Genomic DNA, 17,936 nt, shown 5'->3' with positions numbered 1-17,936 from the left:
ACCGGGCCGGCGGCTCCTGCCTCCCCCTACCGAGCCTCCGAAGGAGCACCCATGTCCAAGCAACCCACCCTCCTCGCCGCCGCGGGCCTCGCCATCGTCGCCCTCGCCGGATGCACCGACGCGGATGCGACGTCGACGTCGAGCGCGTCACCGACGACTGCCGCCGAATCCACCACCGGTTCCGAGTACACGATCCCCGACGTCACCGGTGAGTGCGTCGACGGCACGGCGACCATCGTCGACGACAGCTCCAACGTGACCATCGACGGCGACTGCGAGACCGTCGTGGTGGAGGCCTCCAACAGCATCGTGACCGTGACGGGAGCCGTCGTGAACCTCTCGTTCAACAGCTCCATCACCCTCGTGAACGTCTCGACCGTCGACAACGTCACGTTCGTCGAAGGAGCCAACGGCAACAAGGTCGCGACCTCGTCGGCCCCGGTGGTCACCGACAGCGGGGAGGGCAACACCGTCGGCGCTGAGTAGTTCGCGGGCACTGCCGCTTGTGCCAGGAATCGCTTGTCGGGCCGTCTCGGAGCGGCCTCGTTGTCGGGGTCGGACAACGACGTCGCACGTGATGGGGCTGTCGGGATACGGTCGCATCCGTGCACCTCATCTTCCGCACCATCGCCATGTTCCTGCAGTCTCGCCGTCGAGCCCGTCGCGGCGAGCGCCTCGACACCTGGGACGTCGGTCGGATCCGGCTGCGCGTGCTGCCGACCGATCTCGACGTCCTCGGCCACATGAACAACGGTGTGTACCTCTCGATCTTCGATCTCGGCCGCTTCGACCTCCTGATCCGGAACGGACTCTGGGATCGCTTCAAGCACCTGGGCTGGTACCCGGTGGTGTCGAGTGAGAGCATCACCTTCCGGAAGTCGCTGCAGCCCTGGCAGCGCTTCACCGTCGAGACCCGGGTCACGGGCTATGACGACAAGGGCGTGTTCATCGAACACCGGGTGGTCGTGGGCGGGGAGATCTACACACAAGCCCTCGTGCGAGGTCGGTTCCTCAAGCGCACGGGCGGCGTGGTGGCGCTCTCGGAACTCATCGAGCTCACCGGCGCGGCTCCAACCGACCTGCCTGCGTGGCAGGCGCAGTGGGCGAGGGATGTGGCCCTGCCGCCCACGAAGGCACCGGCTCCCAGCGACTGGTGACTCGCAGTCGGTCGACATACTGGATTAAGCAACTGGAATACTTGTAGGCTGACCGCGTTCGTTCGCGAACGCTCCGCCGGTGCGTCCGGACGTCCCTCCCTCGGGTCGTCTCGGGCGCACCCTTGCGAAAGGTCGCCCATCGCCCATGAAACTCCCCATCCCCATCGCCATCGTGAGTCTGCTCGGCATGACGGTGAGTCTGCTCACCGGTCCGGCCGCCCGAGCCGCCGGGCCGGCGCCTGACACGACGCCGGCGGTGTCCTCGGTCGAGGGCAGGTTCGTCGGCCAGGCGTTCCCCTCCGGCTCGGACGCCTTCTTTGCGGTCGGTGGCTCGACGGACGTCCTGAACCCGGCCAGGGTGACGCTGCACGCCACGCTCGACCAGGCGCTCGCCGCATCCGGCCGCTGGACGTTCCCGTCGGTGGACGCGTCCGGTCCGGTCACGACCACGGTCGGAGGCGTCACGAGGTGCCTCCAGCCTGATCCGTCGCAGGCCTACAAGTACGTGTACCCGGCGGTCTGCACCGGCTCGACCGCGCAGCAGTGGGGCTGGGAGGTCTTCGCGAACGACCGTGTCAGCGGATACGGCCTCGTCTCGAACGGCGGAGCAGGCGGCTTCCTCCGTCAGTTCGACGGCAGGCTGGCCGTGGGCGGGTTCGGCTCGGTCGTGGATGCCGACCGGGTCACCCCGGAGGGACTCGATCCCGTCCCCGTCGCCATCCCGGTCACCCTCGAAGCGCCGACGCCCGGTTCCGTCGTCCGGGAGCCACGTCCCGTGTTCAGCGGGCGAGGCACGCCCGATGCGGTCGTCGAGGTCCTCGACTCGTCCGGCGGACCACTCGCCACGGCGACCGTCACCGCAGAGGGCACCTGGTCTGCCGTTCCGACCCGCGATCTCGCGCCCGGAGCGCAGTCCGGCACCGTTCGTCAACGCTCTGACGACTCGACCGCGAACTGGTCGCTGACCTACCGCGTCGTCACAGCGGTGACGGTCCGAACGCCCGCACTCGACGCCACGGTGGACGATCCGCGTCCGGTGTTCTCCGGTCTCGGAGAACCGGGCGCGCGGGTGACCGTCCTCGATGACACGACGGGTGTGACACTGGTCGACGTCGAGGTGGACGGAAGCGGCGCCTGGAGTCAGCAGTCACTCCGGACGCTCGAGCCGCGCGCGTACACCGCGACCGCGACGCAGGTCTTCGGGGAACAGCGCACCACGGCACCGCTCCGGTTCACCTATCGGGAGCCCACGCCCGAGCCGGGCCCGGTCGAGGACGTCACCCTGCTCTCGCCCGCCATCGGGGAGACCGTCGAGACCGCAGACCCGGTGTTCAGCGGTCGTGGAGAGCCGGGCGCGACCATCCGGGTGATCGGTGCCTGGGGTACGGAGATCGCTGCAGCCGAGGTCGGAGACGACCATCGCTGGGCGGCGCCGATCAACAAGAGCCTGACCCCCGGTCGGTACAGCGGCGGCTCCGTGCGCCAGGAGATCGACGGCGTCGAGCAGTCTCGCGCGCCGTACGACTTCACCGTGGCAGCCCGCGTCGTCGTCGCCCCGCTCGTCGTGGAATCGCCCGCGACCGGTGGTGTCATCGGTTCGTCCGTGCCCGAGTTCAGCGGCACGGCACAGCCCGGTGCGAGGCTCGAGATCTGGAGCGCCTGGGGCGATCTCGTCGGCACCACCGAGGCCGTCGCTGCGAGTGGACGCTGGACGATCAGCTGGAACAAGTCGCTGCTCCCCGCCCGGTACGCGGGTGGCACCGTCCGACAGATCGTCGGCGGCGTCGAGACGCACCGCTCCGTCTACGACTTCACCGTCGCATCCGTCCTCAGGGTGACGTCGCCGAGGATCGGCGACACCCTCACCGGTACGCGGCCCGTGTTCACCGGCACGGCGACACCGCTGGCCGACATCGAGATCATCGGAGCCTGGGGCACCCGACTCGGGACGACGAAGGCCGACTCCTCGGGCTCGTGGACCGTCGAATGGAGTCGGGACTACCTCCCGGGCCGCTACCAGGGCGGACGCGTCGAGCAACGCGTGAACGGAACGTTCATCGATCAGGCCGGGTATGACTTCCGCCTGGTGCGATAGCGGATCGGCGGCGGCGGTCGGGGCGTCCTCGCGATCCTTTGCCGCCGTCGGCGTCGCCGGATGTCGGTGGTCACCACGTAGGGTGACCACCATGTCCGCCTCCACATCGTCCGCCGCTCCATCGCTGTCGCCCATCGAGGCCGCGCTGCAGCCGACCGGACCGGTGTCGCACGTGGCGGAGCCGATGCGGACGGTGTACCGCCCGAGCGGTCCACTCGACGTCCACAGCACCCTGCGCCTCATCGCCCGGGGCGGCGACGGCCCCTGCTACCGCCGCACGCCTGGCGGGGTCTGGCTGACGGCGCGCACCCCACAGGGCGGCGCGACCCTGTACGTCTCGACGGTCCGCGACGGCGAGGTCGAGGCGACCGCCTGGGGTCCGGGAGCCGAGTGGATGATCGCCGGCGTGCCGGAGCTGCTCGGGCGCGACGACGACTGGTCGGAACTCGACGTGAGCCGGAGCCCGCTGCTCACCGAGGTGTCCCGGCGGAACCCGGGACTGCGGTTGAGCCGCAACCGGCTCGTGTTCGAGATGCTCGTGCCGTCGATCCTCGAGCAGAAGGTGACCGCACTCGAAGCGTGGCGTGCGTGGCGCCTGCTCGTGCGCCGACATGGCGATGTCGCTCCTGGTCCAGCCCCGGAGGGCATGGTCGTCGCGCCGTCCGCCGAGACCTGGCGGATGATCCCGAGCTGGGAGTGGCATACGGCGGGTGTCGGGCCGCAGCGCTCGGAGACGGTCGTGCGGTCGTCGCGACTCGCCTCCGCGATCGAGCGGACGATCGACGAGCACCCCGATGACGCGTCACGGCGCCTCCAGAGTCTGCCGGGCATCGGCGTGTGGACGGCCGCCGAGGTGACGCTCCGAGCGCACGGTGACCCCGACGCCGTGAGTGTCGGTGACTACCACCTCGCGGCCTCGGTGGGGCAGGCGCTCACCGGCTCACCCGTGGACGACGACGGCATGCTCGAACTGCTCGCTCCCTGGGCGGGTCACCGGCAGCGGGTGCTGCGGCTCATCGGTCGGAGCGGCATCCACAAGCCGCGTCGTGGCCCGAAGATCACCATCCAGGACCACCGTCACCACTGAGCGCGTCAGCGCGTTCTCCGGCGTGCGGGTCAGGCGTCCAGGACGGCCATCGCGGCGTTGTGCCCGCCGAGTCCGCTGACCGCGCCACCGCGTCGGGCCCCGGCGCCGCAGAGGAGGACGCGCGGGTGCGCCGTCGCGACGCCCCACCGCTCGGCCGCCGTCTTCCGTGGGGCGTCGTCCTCCAGGAACGGCCACGACAGCGGGCCGTGGAAGATGTTCCCGCCCGGCATCGCCAGGGAGCGCTCGAGGTCGAGCGTCGTCCGCGTCTCGATGCAGGGCCGCCCCTCGGCGTCGAGCAGCAGCAGATCCTCGATGGGCTCCGCGATCACCGAGTCCAACGATCGCAGTACCGCGGCCTGCAGCGCGTCACGGAAGGCGTCGTGGCCGCCGGGGACCGCGTCCGCAGCGACCGCGAGCCGATGCGGCACATGGAGGCCGAACACGGTGAGCGTCTGCGCCCCCGAGGCCTGCAGCTCCGGCGAGAGGATGCTGGGGTCGCTCAGCGTGTGGCAATAGATCTCGCACGGCAGCGGGTCGGGGATCCGGCCGGCTTCCGCCTCGAGGTAGGCGTGCTCCAGCTGCGCCCAGCCCTCGTTGATGTGGAAGGTGCCGCCGAACGCCGCCGCAGGATCGACGGCCGGGTCGAGGAGTTTGGGGAGTCTCCGCAGCAACAGGTTCACCTTCACCTGGGCGCCCTCGGGATGCGGGACACCGTCCTCCGGCGCTGGCGCCGTGCCGAGGATCGCGTCGGCATCACTCCACTGCACCGGCGTCCCCCGCGCTGCCGACCACGCGGCGTACGCGGCCGCGGCCGCCCGTTGCTCCGCCGCCGGGTCGAGCAGGCGCTCCAGCACAGCCGGAGCCGCACCCGACAGGATCCACTCGCCGCGGACGACGACCCCGGGGCGAGGCCGGAACCGGTCCAGCGTCGACATCGGTTCGGTCGCCTCGAGCTCCGCTTCCGCGGCGAGGTCCACGTACGCGACGAGCCCGTGCTCCGGTTGGATGGAGGTCACCTCGGCGAGCGTCCGGATCTCAGCACCGGCCTCCTCGGCCGCGTGTCGCAGCGCGTCCGTGACCGCGCCCATGCCGCCGACCGGGACGTCCCAGTCGCCCGTCCCGCCGCCGATCAGGTGGTAGAGGAAGCAGATGTTCTGCTGCAAGGTCGGGTCGTCGGCGCGGGCGAAGGTGCCGATGAGCGCATCCGTGAAGACGACACCGCGGACGAGGTCGGAACGCGCGGCGTCCTCGATGGCACGGCCGATCGGCTCATCGAACACCGCCGACCAGATCGACGCGACCTCCCCAGCCGGTACCCCGAGGTCCGCGGCGGCGGCGATCGCCGCGTCACGCGCGTCGGAACGGCTGCGGAGCGGCTCGAGCACGGTCGGCCAGAGCACCGAGGCCAGGTGACCGATCCGACGGTGCAGTTCGGCGATGCCCGCGGCGTCCTCCGGATACCCGATCGACGCGAACGACGCGACGGTGGCGTCGTCGTCACGGTTGTCGATCAGGAGACCCGTGCCGAGGTTCGCGGGGTCGGGCGTGTAGGACGAGAAGCGGCGCCGGACGAGCCGGACGTCGAGCCCGAGCTCGTCGATGATCCGCTGGGGCAGCAGGCTGACGAGGTACGAGTACCGGGACAGACGTGCGTCCACGCCGGGGAACGGACGTTCCGAGACGGCTGCTCCACCCGTATGGTCGAGGCGTTCGAGGAGCAGGACGCGCTTGCCCGCGCGTGCGAGGTAGGCGGCGGCGGTGAGGCCGTTGTGCCCGCCGCCGACGATGACGGCGTCGTACTGCTCGACGGATTGCATGACCACACCCTATTCGCAGGCGCACTTCGACAGGCTCAGTGACCGGGGAGGGGTCTCAGCGATGTGGTGCACCGGTCCCTGAGCTTGTCGAAGGGCCGCGGCCGGGGCGGGGTCTCCGCGACGAGGCCCACCGGTCCCTGAGCTTGTCGAAGGGCGGTGACCGACCGGGGTGCTCAGCCGCCAGGCGTGTACTCGCGAGCCTCAACTGGGATCGGCGGATCGGAGCATAGGCTGAGCAGCATGGCGAACGTTGCGAACGAGGGTCCCACCGAACCGGTCGGACTCGCGGATCGCGCGATCGCCCTCGCGTCGAAATGGGTCGACGAAGGGGCGGAAGCTCCGACCGATCCCGCTGCCGAGCGGCTCGCCGGCGTGCTGCGCGATCCCAACGGTCTCGAATTCACCGTCGGGTTCGTCGACGGCGTCATGCGCCCGGAGGACCCGCTCGTCGCCGGGAACGCCCTCGCCGCCCTCGCCGGTCGGACGCCGCGGTTCCTGCCCTGGTACGAGCAGGCCGCCGTCCGCACGGGCGGTCTGGTCGGCCCGGTCCTGCCCTGGGTCGTCGTCCCCGCCGCACGCCGCGTCCTCCGGGGCATGGTCGGGCACCTCATCGTCGACAGCCGTCCTCGTGAGCTCGGTAATGCGATCGCGAAGCTGCGCGCCGACGGTTCCCGACTCAACCTGAACCTCCTCGGGGAGGCCGTCCTCGGCGAGGGTGAGGCGGCCAAGCGGCTCGCCGGCACCCGCGAGCTCCTGCAGCGCCCCGACGTCGACTACGTGTCCATCAAGGTCTCGTCGATCGCCAGCCAACTCTCCATGTGGTCGTTCGAGCAGGTGGTCGACCGCATCGTCCGTCGCCTCGTGCCGCTCTACGAGGAGGGGCTCGCGACCGGCACCTTCATCAACCTCGACATGGAGGAGTACCGCGACCTCGACCTCACCATCGCGGTCTTCACCCGACTCCTCGACCAGCCGCAGCTGCTGCAGTACCAGGCCGGCATCGTCATCCAGGCCTACCTGCCCGACGCCCTCGAGGCGATGATGCAGCTCACCGCCTGGTCGAAGCAGCGCGTGGCCGCCGGTGGCGCGCCCATCAAGGTGCGGCTGGTGAAAGGCGCGAACCTCGCGATGGAGCGGGTCGACGCGGCGATCCACGGCTGGCCGCTCGCGACGACCGGATCGAAGCGCGAGACCGACACCAACTACAAGCGCGTGCTCGACTGGGCGCTCACGCCGGCGCACACGGACGTCGTGCGGGTCGGGGTTGCCGGGCACAACCTCTTCGACATCGCCTACGCGTGGCTCCTCGCCGGTGACCGCGGTGTGCGTGAGCGGGTGGACTTCGAGATGCTGCTGGGGATGGCGACCGGTCAGGTCGAGGCCATCAAGCGGGACGTCGGGACGGTGCTGCTGTACACGCCCGTCGTGAACCCGAAGGAGTTCGACGTCGCGATCTCCTACCTCGTCCGCCGTCTGGAGGAGAACGCCAGCGAGGAGAACTTCATGTCGGCGGTGTTCGAGCTCGCCGAGAAGCCGACCCTGTTCGCGCGCGAGCGACGCCGGTTCCTCGCGTCGGTCGACGCCCTCGGAGAGACCGCCGGGCAGGTGCCCACCCCCAACCGGACGCAGGACCGCGCCGCGGAGGGCCCGGAGGCACCGCTGCCTGACAACGACGGGGACGACCGCTTCCGCGATCCCGCACAGGCGCCCGACGCGGGACTCACGCAGCAGGTCCTCGGGCTGGAACGCGGATCGAGCGGTGGCGAGGACCGCTTCCACGCCGATCCGTCCTCGGCGTACGTCGAGACGGCGGTCTTCTCCCGCTCGGAGCGCGGTGGTGTCGTCGACGGCGCCCCGGGCTTCGAGAACGCCGCCGACACCGACCCCTCGCTCGCGGCGAACCGGGTGTGGGGAGCGTCGATCCTGGCGCGCGTCCCGCAGTCGACCCTCGGTGGCGCAGCGGTCGCGGCCGCGGCCATCGACGACCCACGCGTCCTCGAACGCACGATCACGATGGTCCGCGCCGCCGGTGAGCGCTGGGGAGCCCGCCCCGCCGCCGAACGGGCCGTCGTCCTGCACGCTGCAGCTCGGGTCCTCGCCTCCCGTCGGGCAGACCTCATCGAGGTCATGGCGAGCGAGACCGGCAAGACGATCGCCGAGGCCGATCCCGAGGTGAGCGAGGCCGTCGACTTCGCGCACTACTACGCGGCCAACGCGCCCCTGCTCGAGAGTGTGCACGGCGCGAGCTTCGTCCCCTCCGCGCTCACGGTCGTGACGCCGCCCTGGAACTTCCCCGTCGCCATCCCGGCCGGAGGCGTCCTCGCGGCGCTCGCCGCCGGCAGCGGCGTGATCATCAAGCCCGCTCCACAGGCGAAGCGGTGCGCAGCCGTGGTCGTCGAGGCACTGTGGGACGCCGGGGTGCCGCGCGACCTCCTCGTGCTCGCCGATGTGGCGGAGGGCGACCTCGGACGTCGGCTCGTGTCCCATCCGGCCGTCGACCGGGTGATCCTGACCGGCTCCTTCGAAACGGCGCAGCTGTTCCGTGGGTGGCGTGCCGACCTGCCGCTGCTGGCGGAGACGAGCGGGAAGAACGCGATCATCGTCACGCCCAGTGCCGACCTCGACCTCGCCGTCGCCGACATCGTGAAGAGCGCCTTCGGGCACGCCGGGCAGAAGTGCTCGGCCGCGTCGCTCGTGATCCTCGTCGGCTCGGTGGCACGATCCGACCGCTTCCTGCGGCAGCTCGAGGACGCCGTCCGCTCGCTCCGGGTCGGATGGCCGTCCGATGCGCGGACGCAGATGGGGCCGATCGTCGAGCCGGCGGGGGAGAAGCTCCTCGCCGGGTTCACCGAGCTGCGCCTCGGCGAGAAGTGGCTCGTCGAGCCGAAGCTGCTCGACGACTCCTCGGTCAACTTCGGCCAGCCGAGCGAGCGCCTCTGGTCGCCGGGGGTCCGCACCGGTGTCCAGCCGGGCTCGCCCTTCCACGTGACCGAGTATTTCGGGCCGGTCCTCGGTGTCATGCAGGCCGCGAACCTCACCGAGGCGGTCGCCCTGCAGAACGCGACGCCGTACGGCCTGACCGCGGGCCTGCACACCCTCGACCCGGTCGATCTCGGGGAGTGGCTCGACACCGTCGAGGCGGGCAACCTGTACGTCAACCGGGGCATCACCGGTGCGATCGTGCAGCGCCAGCCCTTCGGTGGGTGGAAGCGTTCGTCGGTCGGGACCGGCGCGAAGGCCGGCGGCCCCAACTACCTGTTCGGGCTCGGCGAGTGGCGACCGGATCCGGGATCGGCGAGCCGCAGTCTGCACCTCCGCGGGCTCGACACCCGCATCGTGAAGCTCATCGAGGCGGCCCAGCCGTCGCTCACCTACGAGGCCTTCGACGTGCTGCGACGGTCGGCGCTCAGCGACGCGATCGCGTGGGGGAACGAGTTCGGCGAGGTGAAAGACGTCTCGCAGCTCGGCGTGGAACGGAACCTCCTGCGCTACCGGCCGGTTCCGGTCGCGGTACGCGTCGCGTCGGGGGCCGACCTGGGCGATGCGCTGCGGGTCCTCATCGCCGCGGTGCGGTCGCGGTCGCGGTTCACCGTCAGCCTCGGTGGGCGGCTGCCGCGCGAGGTCCGCGACTGGTTGTCCGAGCTGAGCATCCCCGTCTCGCTGGAGACCGACGAGCAGTGGCTGACCCGGATGGCGGCCCGCGGGTCGATCGACACGGGCGAGCTGGGCCAGGAGCCGCCGGTCGCGACCCGGGTACGGATCGTCGGTCCGCGTCCCGAGACGGTCGCGGAGGCGGAACCCGGAACGGAGGCCTCCGAGCCTGAGCCGCTCGCGAAGCGACTCGCAGAGGCGCTCGGCGGCGACCCCGAGATCGCGATCTGGGCGGGACCGGTCACGCAGGCCGGACGGGTGGAGCTGCTGCCCTTCCTCCGCGAACAGGCGATCTCGATCACCGCGCATCGCTTCGGCAACCCCGACCCCTGGTCCCAGAGCGTCATCTGAGCCCGGCGGCTCAGGCGCGGAGCGCGGCCTCCACGAGCGCAACGGCGTCCTCCGGCGAGACACCGAGGTCTCGGATGCGGTCCGCGTAGGCCGCCGCTGCCAGCTGCGCCTGCCGGTCGATCGCGTCGCCGTGCGCTGACACGAACGTTCCCGCGCGTCCCCGGGTCTCGATGACCCCGTCGGTCTCGAGCAGCCGGTACGCCTTGGCGACGGTGTTCGGTGCGATCCCCAGCTCGTCGGCCAGCCCGCGCACCGTCGGGAGCTTCGCCCCGGTCGCCAGTCGTCCGTCGCGGACGGCCTCGATCACCTGCGTCCGCAGCTGCTCGAACACACTGGTCCCCGCCTGAATCGTCCACTCCATCCGCCCATCCTGCCCGCGAACGGTCACGAATGGCGACTTCAAACGAGCCGCACTGTGCGTTGGTGACAGTTCGCGGGCCGGGGGAGGGGTCAGTCGATGTGGCGGTGGATGAGGCGGGTGAGGACGATCGCACTGCGGGTGTGGTCGACGTTGGGGGCGATCCGCACCTTCTCCAGGGCGTCCTCGAGGGCTGGGATGTTCCTGGCCCGCATGTGCACGATGGCGTCGGCGCTCCCGGTGACGGTGCCGGCGTCGACGACCTCCGGGACGCCCGACAGGATCCGCAGCAGCTCGTTGGGGGACACGGTGCCGCGGCAGAAGAGTTCGACGTAGGCTTCTGTCTGCATGCCGTCGACCGTGGGGTCGACCTGGATCGTGAACGACTGGATGACCCCGTCGGCGACGAGGCGGTCGACGCGGCGCTTCACCGCTGAGGCCGACAAGCCCACGACCGTGCCGATGTCGCCGTAGCCGGCGCGTGAGTTCTGTCGGAGCAGGTCGATGATGCCGCGGTCGAGGTTGTCCATGAGACTCAGTGTAAGCGCAATCATTGCGTGAAAAGCTGCCACTTCGCAGCATTCCTGCGCCAAACTCCGTGAAAACGCTGCGAATCGCATGCGATGATGAACGTGGCGTGCCCCCGGGCCCCTGGACCTCGTCCGCCGACCCTCGCTCGTTTGGAGGCCGACGTGTCGTCGACGCTCAACCACCCCACCCCCACCACGCAGCACGCCGCGACCGGCACCCGCGTCGCGAACCGGCGTCGGTACCTCATGTGCCGGCCGGACCGCTTCACCGTCAGCTACCGGATCAACCCCTGGATGAACCCGGACGACCCGACCGACACCTCGCTCGCGGTGTCGCAGTGGGAACAGCTGCACCAGGCCTACCTCGATCTCGGCCACCGGATCGACCTCATCGACCCGCTCGACGGCCTGCCGGACATGGTGTTCGCGGCGAACGGCGGCTTCACCCTCGACGGCATCGCCTACGGGGCGAAGTTCACCTACGAGGAGCGCATCCCCGAGGGGCCGGCCTACATGGACTGGTTCGAGGCGAACGGCTTCCGCGTCGAGCGCCCCGAGTTCGTGAACGAGGGTGAGGGCGACATCATGCTCGTCGGCGACACCATCCTCGCCGGGACCGGGTTCCGCACCGATCCCCGCAGCCACGACGAGGTGCGTCGGATCTTCGACCGCGAGGTCGTGACCCTCAACCTCGTGAACCCGAGTTTCTACCACCTCGACACCGCGATCGCCGTGCTCGACCCGGTGGCTCCCGCCGACGGCTCGCCCGCGAACATCGCCTACCTGCCGACCGCGTTCGACGAGGCGAGCAACCGCATCCTCGAGCAGCGTTACCCCGACGCGATCCACGTGAGCACCGAGGACGCAGCCGTCCTCGGCCTCAACTCGATCTCGAACGGTCGCGAGGTCGTCATCGCCGCGCGGGCCGTCGGGTTCGAGCGTCAGCTGCGCGAGCGCGGCTACACGTCGATCGGCGTCGACCTGTCCGAGCTGCTCCTCGGCGGCGGCGGCGTGAAGTGCTGCACCCTCGAGCTGCGCGCGTAGCCCGCTCCATCCCGTCCGCTCCTTCTCGCTCCACGAGTAATATTTCACATGTATACTCGTGTGAGTAGGTCATACGACTTGCACGATTGTCGCGGGGGTAAGGGTGGGCCCGATTTGGACACCCCCGCGGGGCTACGACGCCCGAACTGAAGAGTTCCAGCGCCTCCTCGAGGTCGTTGAGCGCCGTACGCCTCAGGTTCTGCTGGTGATTGCTCCGTTCGGATTCGGTAAGAGCTGGTTACTGAACGAGCTAGCCGCTCACTCCCCAGCAACTGCCGCGTTGGTCACCGCCTCGCGTCACGAGGTGGACATCCCCCTTTCGGGACTCTCGGCGTGCGTCGCGGGGATGAGCACACTCTTCGGGCTAGAGCAGGCCGACCGGCTCGAGTCGATGCTTCTCGGCGATCGGAATCCAGTCAGCATTGCACGCAATTTGCTTGCAGTGCTCCGCGGAATCGACACACGCGAACTCCTTCTCCTAATCGACGACGTTGACTGCTTCGATCTACTCAGCCAACAGGTGCTCGCGTATGTTCTCCGCCGACTGGTGCGACCTGGGCTCCAAGTAGTCCTCACCTGCTCGCAAGAGCCCGATGATTTGTCGTTCGACGGAATACCGACTGAGATGATGGTGCCACTGCCGACATCGGTCATCAACGACATCGTCGAACAGGAGCTGGGCGCAACCGGGCCAGTCGTCGCCCCGACGATCTCGCTGGTGGCGTCGGGCAGCGCCGGGCTGGCGGTGGCGATTTGTCACAGTCTCACGGAGGGACAACGCACCGGCACATGCGCGGTCGCTTTCCCCGAGCTCTTGCCTGCCCCGGCCGCCGTCCGGGTGCTTCGAGAGCTACCTGAGTGTTCGAGCGGCGAGCGGCTGTTCCTCGAGATCGTTTCCAGTGCGTGGGAGGTTTCTCGGACTGCACTCGACGAGCTGTTCTCAAATGTCGACACACTCCTTGCGCCACTCATCGAGGGCGGACTGCTGGTCTCGAGTGGGTCTACTGTCCGCTTCAGGCAACTGCACCGGCGCGCCGCCGTATATCAAGCGCTTCGCCCTGCCGACCGTGAGCAGTTACATGAGCGCCTTGCAGTACTCGAACGGGGCGCGATGCAGGTGTGGCATCGGAGTTTCGTGAGGCCGTGTGCTGCCGAGGTCGCCAAGATGCTCCGGTGGTCGAGGGCAGTTCTCCTCAGTGGTGAGGATGTGCGTCTCGCTGTCGAACTCGTCGAGCGCGGGGCGCTGCTCGGCGCGCGATTCGGGCTCGATGCGCTCGCGATGGCCAGAGTCGCTGAAGCATTCGCTTTGCGCTATGAACTCGGGCACGCTGATCGATACGCAATCCTGGCGAGCCGGAGCGGCCGACGGATTCGAGGCGAAGCAGCGCTCCTGCTCGCCTGGGTCCGAGCGGTCGCGCAGTTCCAGCGAGTAGGCGCGATGAGGTCGGAGCCGCTGCTTGAAGTCACCGAGCGTTACGAGAGCGTGGCCCCGGCGGCGACCGTCCGGCTACACGAACTCGTCGCCCTCGGGCACCTCGAACGGTGGGAGCTGGACAGCGCCGCACGGCACTTGCGTTCCGCTATGGCGGTCGCAGAGCGAACCACATATGCGTACGCTGCAGCGACGGGCGGCTCTCGGGATATCAATCGCCCGGACGCCCATGCTCTGACGCAGGCTGGTGTGGCGCTTATCGGAGTCCTGGGTGGCGAGCATTGTCTATCTTTCAGTCCTGACGGCGGGTCGAGGCCGACACACCCGGGATTCCGGTCGGCCTCTGCGCCCGGCACCCCGACGGCGCGGCCACCTGATCCGCGGCTCCTCCTCATCGACGCGGTGAGGCAGTCTCATCTGGGCCGGTTCGACGACGCGCGCCGGACGTTCCTCCGAGTAGGCGCGCAACGCGATCCCCGAGCGGGAATGATGGGTCGCACTGCGGTCACGTATACCGTTTGTAATGAGATCCGGGCGGGGCGGATGCGCGCAGCTCTCGGCCTCATCAACGAGCACCTCTCCGAGTACCCCGAGCGGCCGCATGAGGAGCCGCGATGGGCGTTCCTCGCGTCGTGGTTCTGGGCGGAGCGAGGTAATGCGGCGTTAGCTGAGCGCTGTTACCGCCGCGGTCGAGTCTTGACCGGCGACGTCACCACTCTCCCCTTTCGATTTTACCTTGACGCGAGGCGCGCCGTCCGTCGCGCCTATGTGGAGCCGACAGTTGAGGTCTTGGATGAGCTGCGCCGCATGCAGGCTGCGTCGTCGAACGCGCGCAATCCAGAACTCCTTCGTCTGTCGCCGGACGTCATTGAGGTTGCGGCGATGATTGGTGACACCGCGGCCGTCAAGCGCGAACTCGAACAGTTCCAAGCTTCCTGCGAGGCGTTCCCGAGTCGGTGGGCCGAGCTCGCTCTCGCCCGGTCGAGGGTGCTCGCACTCCGGGGTGATGACGCGAACGAGGCCTGTGCCAACCTTGTCGACCGGTTCCGAGCCGAGGACTCGCCGTATGAGCTGGCGCGAACCCTGGCTGTCTCCGCGTTCCTGTTCGAGCGAAGCGGCTTCCCGTCCAGGGCTCGAGAGTCGGCCGTCCTCGCGGTGGCGGAGTTCGAGGCCCAAGGGCTCATGACCTGGGTCGAACTGGTCGAGAACCGTTACGTCGCGGCCGATCAGCCGAAGGTTCCCGGGGCGCTCGGGGATCTGAATGACGTGCAGCGCGAAATCGTGGATCTGGTGGCGGCCGGGTATCGCAATCGGGAGATCGCGAACCAGCTCCATGTCTCACTACGCACCGTCGAGCTCCGCCTCACCGGCGTCTACCGTCGGCTGCGCATCGCGTCGAGGTCGCAGCTCATCGCACTCAGTGCCGCGGAAGGTGCTCCTCAGGTGGCGGCGTCCTCCGCTGCGGCGAGGTGAGCGAGCACGAGCAGCTGCTTCCGCATCATCACGAAGTCGCCCCAGGCCAGGATTGTCCGCCGGACTCGCCCGAAGGGTCCAGGGGTGGGCGGGACGAGCATCTCCGCGAGGAGCCAGACCCCCGCTCCGGCTGGGATCGTGGTGTACCGGAGCTCGATCGCCCCGAACAGCAACGTCGCAACGCCCGGGTTCATGCGGACGGCGATGGACCGTCCCGGCTCAACGGCGGTCGTGGTGAAGATGGTCATCACCGGATCGCCCGTCCGCACGGCGAGGAGCTCCGGGTTCCGCGTGCGGGGACTGCGCCGTCCGCCGTTGTCGAGCAAATCGTAGCTGTACGGGGCGACCCGGAGCTGGCAGAGCCACGCGAAGGCGGTCGCCGGTGTGGCCGCCGCCCAGACCGCCCTCGTCCAACGCTGCTCGGCGCCGCGCTGGACGAGCGGGTTGCGCGGTCGCGGAACGGCCGTCCCCTCGGGCAAGGCTCCGCACCAGTGCCAGGGGGCGCGCTGCGGGAGGTCGGGGCCACGAGCACTCACGGGGCGCCGCGGTCCGTGTGGACGGTCTCGACCGCGGTGAGGAAGGCGTCGAGCTCGGTGTAGTAGCGCTCGCGCTGGTCCTTGTTGCCGCGCAGGTGGCCGCAGTCGAGGGTGACCAGCTGAGCCGTGTCGTAGCGGTCGGTCAATCGTCGTACTTCGCTCGGCGGCATGATGTCGTCCGTGGAGCCGGTGATGAACAGCATCGGCGTCCGCGCGAGATCGCCCTTCGCGGGTTCGGGGGGCCAGGAAGAACCGAGACGTCGGACCGCGTCACTGGCGATCGCCCGGTACAGCGCCGCCCGTCGTTCCGGGCTGCGGAAACCGGGGACGCGCGGGCCGAACCCCGCGCGGAAGAAGCCGGTGAACAGGGAGTCGAGCGTGAGCCCCGGTCCGCTGTCACAGACGAGTGCGTCGATCCGGGCGGAGCCACGCGCTACGGCCGCCAGACTCGGGAAGGTGGAGAAGGAGGTGCCGAGGACGAGGAGGAGCGCATCGGTGGAGCCGTGGTCGGCCCGCAGGGTCTGAGCCGCCTGCTCGATGTCGGTGGTGAAGCGGTCGGCGATGCCTGTCCCGGAGGGGTCACGGTGCGACCGGCCGTGGTTGCGGAGGTCGAAGAGGAGGACGGTGTAGCCGCGGCGGTGGAGGTGCATGGCCTGGTCGAGCGAGGCGGATCGGGACAGTCCGATGCCATGCCCGACCAGGGCGAGTCGATCGCGTCGGCCGTGCAGCAGCCAGCCGTCGAGCCGTCCGCGGTCCGTGACCACCGAGATCGAACGCCAGTCGGCCACCCCGTGGTCGCTGGGCCGACGATGTGGCGGTCGGCGCCGTGGATGCAGGAGCGCGAAGGCGGCGAACCGTGCCACGAGACGGATCATCGCGGCCTCGCCGCGCGACGCGTCGTTGATCTGCATCACACCTCCAATGTTACATTTAACATACCAACGGTCCGTGATCATCCACAACCGCCCGCATGGTCGTCGGCGGCATCCTCGCCGCTCTCAGTGCCCTGAGGCTTGGGGCCCGGGTCACCGTCCGGATCGATCGACGGCGAGCCGGTCAGACCGGCCGCCGCCGCTGCCGCGGTCAGCCGGTCGATCCCCCAGAACGGCTCCCGTCCGACGATCACGAGCGGCACGCCGAAGACGCCGTCCCGGTCGAGCTCGGTGAGGAGCGTACGACCGAGCTCAGAGCCCTCGTCCGTGGCGTGCAGGACCGCGAGGGCCGGGTCCAGGTCGCAGGTTCGGAGCACCTCCGCCACCTGGGTCTCCTCGTGCACGTCGACGCCGTGCTGCCAGCGCGCCGTCGAGAGCGCGTATGCGAGGCGTTTCCCGAGCTGCTGATCCGCGCGGAGCGTCGCGGCGAGGGCGATCGCCGACACCTCCCATTGGGCGTTGGTGTCGACTGGCCAGGTCACCCGCAGCCCGCGGTCGGCTGCGAGCCGCGCGACATCCCGGAGGATGTAGCGGTGTTTCACTCGGCTCATGGGCGTGTAGTGGAAGCGCGCGGCCCGTTCCGCCGCCGGGCCGTGGCGGGCGTCATCAGGCTCGAAGAACACGCGCAGCTCGGCGCGGTCGAGCAGCTGCGGGCACCGGGTGGCGGTGTCGTGCAGGGCGAGCCAAGAATAGGGGCTCCTGATCGAGGCGTACCAGCGCAGACTCGGCGGGCCGGCGCTCACAGTGTCAGCCCGCCATTCACACCGAGCACCTGACCGGTCACGTACGTAGACCGATCGGAGACGAGGAAGGCCACGAGGTCGGCGACGTCCTCGGGGGAGCCGAACCTCCCCATGGGGATCGCGGTCCTCGCCCGCTCGCGCACCTTCGGATCGAGGACGGCCGTCATGTCGGTCTCGATGAAGCCCGGCGCGGCGACGTTGATCCGGATGCCCCTCCCGGCAAGTTCCTTCGCCAGCGATCGTCCCAGGCCCTCCAGACCCGCCTTCGAGGCCGCGTAGTTGGACTGCCCGGCATTGCCGTATGTGCCGGCGACGGAACCGATGAGGACGATTGAACCCGCGCGGCGCCGCAGCAGGGGGAGCGTGACGGCTCGACACAGGTGGTAGGCGCCGGTCAGATTGGTGTCGATGACCTCCCGCCACTGCTCCTCTCCGAGGAGGGCGAGCGGATGGTCGCGGGTGATCCCGGCGCACGCCACGACCGCCGAGGGGGCGCCGAGGACCTCCACCGCCTCCTCGACGAAACCCTGGACGGTGGAGCCGTCGGTGACGTCCACGATCCGATGGAGGCCACCCGCACCTGCTTCCTCGAGGTGCGCGAGGAGGGCGGTAGCGTCGTCCGACGCGCTTCGTGAGCAGAAGGCAACGGCGAAGCCGTCCGTGGCGAGGCGCCGCACGATCGCCGCACCGATGCCCCGGGACCCCCCGGTGACGATCGCCACCGGCCGCT

Annotated in this window: 14 protein-coding genes; 7 read left to right on the top strand and 7 right to left on the bottom strand. The window is 69.7% G+C overall.

Annotated elements, in window-relative coordinates; all coding sequences use genetic code 11:
- Nucleotides 1–51: 51 nt before the first annotated feature.
- From IFR14_RS19740 to IFR14_RS19725, 4 genes are all read left to right on the top strand, one after another.
- Entirely contained in the window at nt 52–486 is a 435-nt protein-coding gene (locus tag IFR14_RS19740; RefSeq protein ID WP_191942033.1) for a hypothetical protein, read from the top strand.
- A 119-nt stretch (nt 487–605) separates the two neighbouring features.
- Nucleotides 606–1,157, top strand: coding sequence for an acyl-CoA thioesterase (locus IFR14_RS19735; RefSeq protein ID WP_342365755.1), 552 nt, complete (start codon nt 606–608; stop codon nt 1,155–1,157).
- Between the two features lie 145 nt (nt 1,158–1,302).
- The gene (locus IFR14_RS19730) at nt 1,303–3,252 is read left to right on the top strand and encodes a hypothetical protein (protein WP_191942032.1); all 1,950 of its coding nucleotides are present in this window, start codon (nt 1,303–1,305) and stop codon (nt 3,250–3,252) included.
- 91 nt (nt 3,253–3,343) lie between these two features.
- On the top strand, nt 3,344–4,339 hold the full coding sequence (locus IFR14_RS19725) for a DNA-3-methyladenine glycosylase family protein (RefSeq protein WP_249407051.1): 996 nt from the start codon (nt 3,344–3,346) through the stop codon (nt 4,337–4,339).
- Nucleotides 4,340–4,368: 29 nt separating this feature from the next.
- Here the strand turns inward: IFR14_RS19725 and IFR14_RS19720 are convergent, their stop codons facing one another.
- Nucleotides 4,369–6,156 (bottom strand): phytoene desaturase family protein, encoded by a 1,788-nt coding sequence (locus IFR14_RS19720; RefSeq protein WP_191942031.1) that lies wholly within the window; start codon nt 6,154–6,156, stop codon nt 4,369–4,371.
- A gap of 240 nt (nt 6,157–6,396) precedes the next feature.
- On the opposite strand from IFR14_RS19720, the gene IFR14_RS19715 reads away from it, so the two are divergent.
- Nucleotides 6,397–10,158: a proline dehydrogenase family protein gene (locus IFR14_RS19715; protein WP_191942030.1), complete on the top strand. Its 3,762-nt coding sequence runs from the start codon at nt 6,397–6,399 to the stop codon at nt 10,156–10,158.
- Between the two features lie 10 nt (nt 10,159–10,168).
- Here IFR14_RS19715 and IFR14_RS19710 read toward each other — a convergent pair whose 3' ends face one another.
- Nucleotides 10,169–10,519, bottom strand: coding sequence for a GntR family transcriptional regulator (locus tag IFR14_RS19710; protein ID WP_079003587.1), 351 nt, complete (start codon nt 10,517–10,519; stop codon nt 10,169–10,171).
- 89 nt (nt 10,520–10,608) lie between these two features.
- Entirely contained in the window at nt 10,609–11,046 is a 438-nt protein-coding gene (locus tag IFR14_RS19705; RefSeq protein WP_079706386.1) for an Lrp/AsnC family transcriptional regulator, read from the bottom strand.
- Between the two features lie 162 nt (nt 11,047–11,208).
- Here IFR14_RS19705 and ddaH point away from each other — a divergent pair, with 162 nt between their 5' ends.
- Together ddaH and IFR14_RS21510 are read left to right on the top strand one after the other, a co-directional pair.
- Entirely contained in the window at nt 11,209–12,090 is an 882-nt protein-coding gene (ddaH, locus tag IFR14_RS19700) for a dimethylargininase (protein ID WP_342365754.1), read from the top strand.
- A 103-nt stretch (nt 12,091–12,193) separates the two neighbouring features.
- The gene (locus tag IFR14_RS21510) at nt 12,194–14,995 is read left to right on the top strand and encodes a LuxR C-terminal-related transcriptional regulator (RefSeq protein WP_191942029.1); all 2,802 of its coding nucleotides are present in this window, start codon (nt 12,194–12,196) and stop codon (nt 14,993–14,995) included.
- Here the strand turns inward: IFR14_RS21510 and IFR14_RS19690 are convergent.
- The 4 genes from IFR14_RS19690 to fabG are packed head-to-tail and all read right to left on the bottom strand — an operon-like array spanning nt 14,962 to nt 17,928.
- Nucleotides 14,962–15,531, bottom strand: coding sequence for a hypothetical protein (locus IFR14_RS19690; protein ID WP_137244218.1), 570 nt, complete (start codon nt 15,529–15,531; stop codon nt 14,962–14,964). The genes IFR14_RS21510 and IFR14_RS19690 overlap by 34 nt on opposite strands.
- On the bottom strand, nt 15,528–16,442 hold the full coding sequence (locus IFR14_RS19685) for an alpha/beta hydrolase (protein ID WP_161578680.1): 915 nt from the start codon (nt 16,440–16,442) through the stop codon (nt 15,528–15,530). Before IFR14_RS19685 ends, IFR14_RS19690 begins: the two co-directional genes overlap by 4 nt.
- A 41-nt stretch (nt 16,443–16,483) precedes the next feature.
- Complete coding sequence (locus IFR14_RS19680; RefSeq protein ID WP_137244216.1) at nt 16,484–17,206, bottom strand: DsbA family protein; 723 nt, start codon at nt 17,204–17,206, stop codon at nt 16,484–16,486.
- Complete coding sequence (fabG, locus tag IFR14_RS19675; RefSeq protein ID WP_240044104.1) at nt 17,203–17,928, bottom strand: 3-oxoacyl-ACP reductase FabG; 726 nt, start codon at nt 17,926–17,928, stop codon at nt 17,203–17,205. Before fabG ends, IFR14_RS19680 begins: the two co-directional genes overlap by 4 nt.
- Nucleotides 17,929–17,936: the final 8 nt, after the last annotated feature.

Source organism: Plantibacter sp. CFBP 8775, assembly GCF_014839505.1.
In the GTDB taxonomy this organism is placed as follows: domain Bacteria; phylum Actinomycetota; class Actinomycetes; order Actinomycetales; family Microbacteriaceae; genus Plantibacter; species Plantibacter auratus.
The sequence above is the reverse complement of the archived record's forward strand: the minus strand, read 5'-3'. Positions and strand labels throughout refer to the sequence as shown.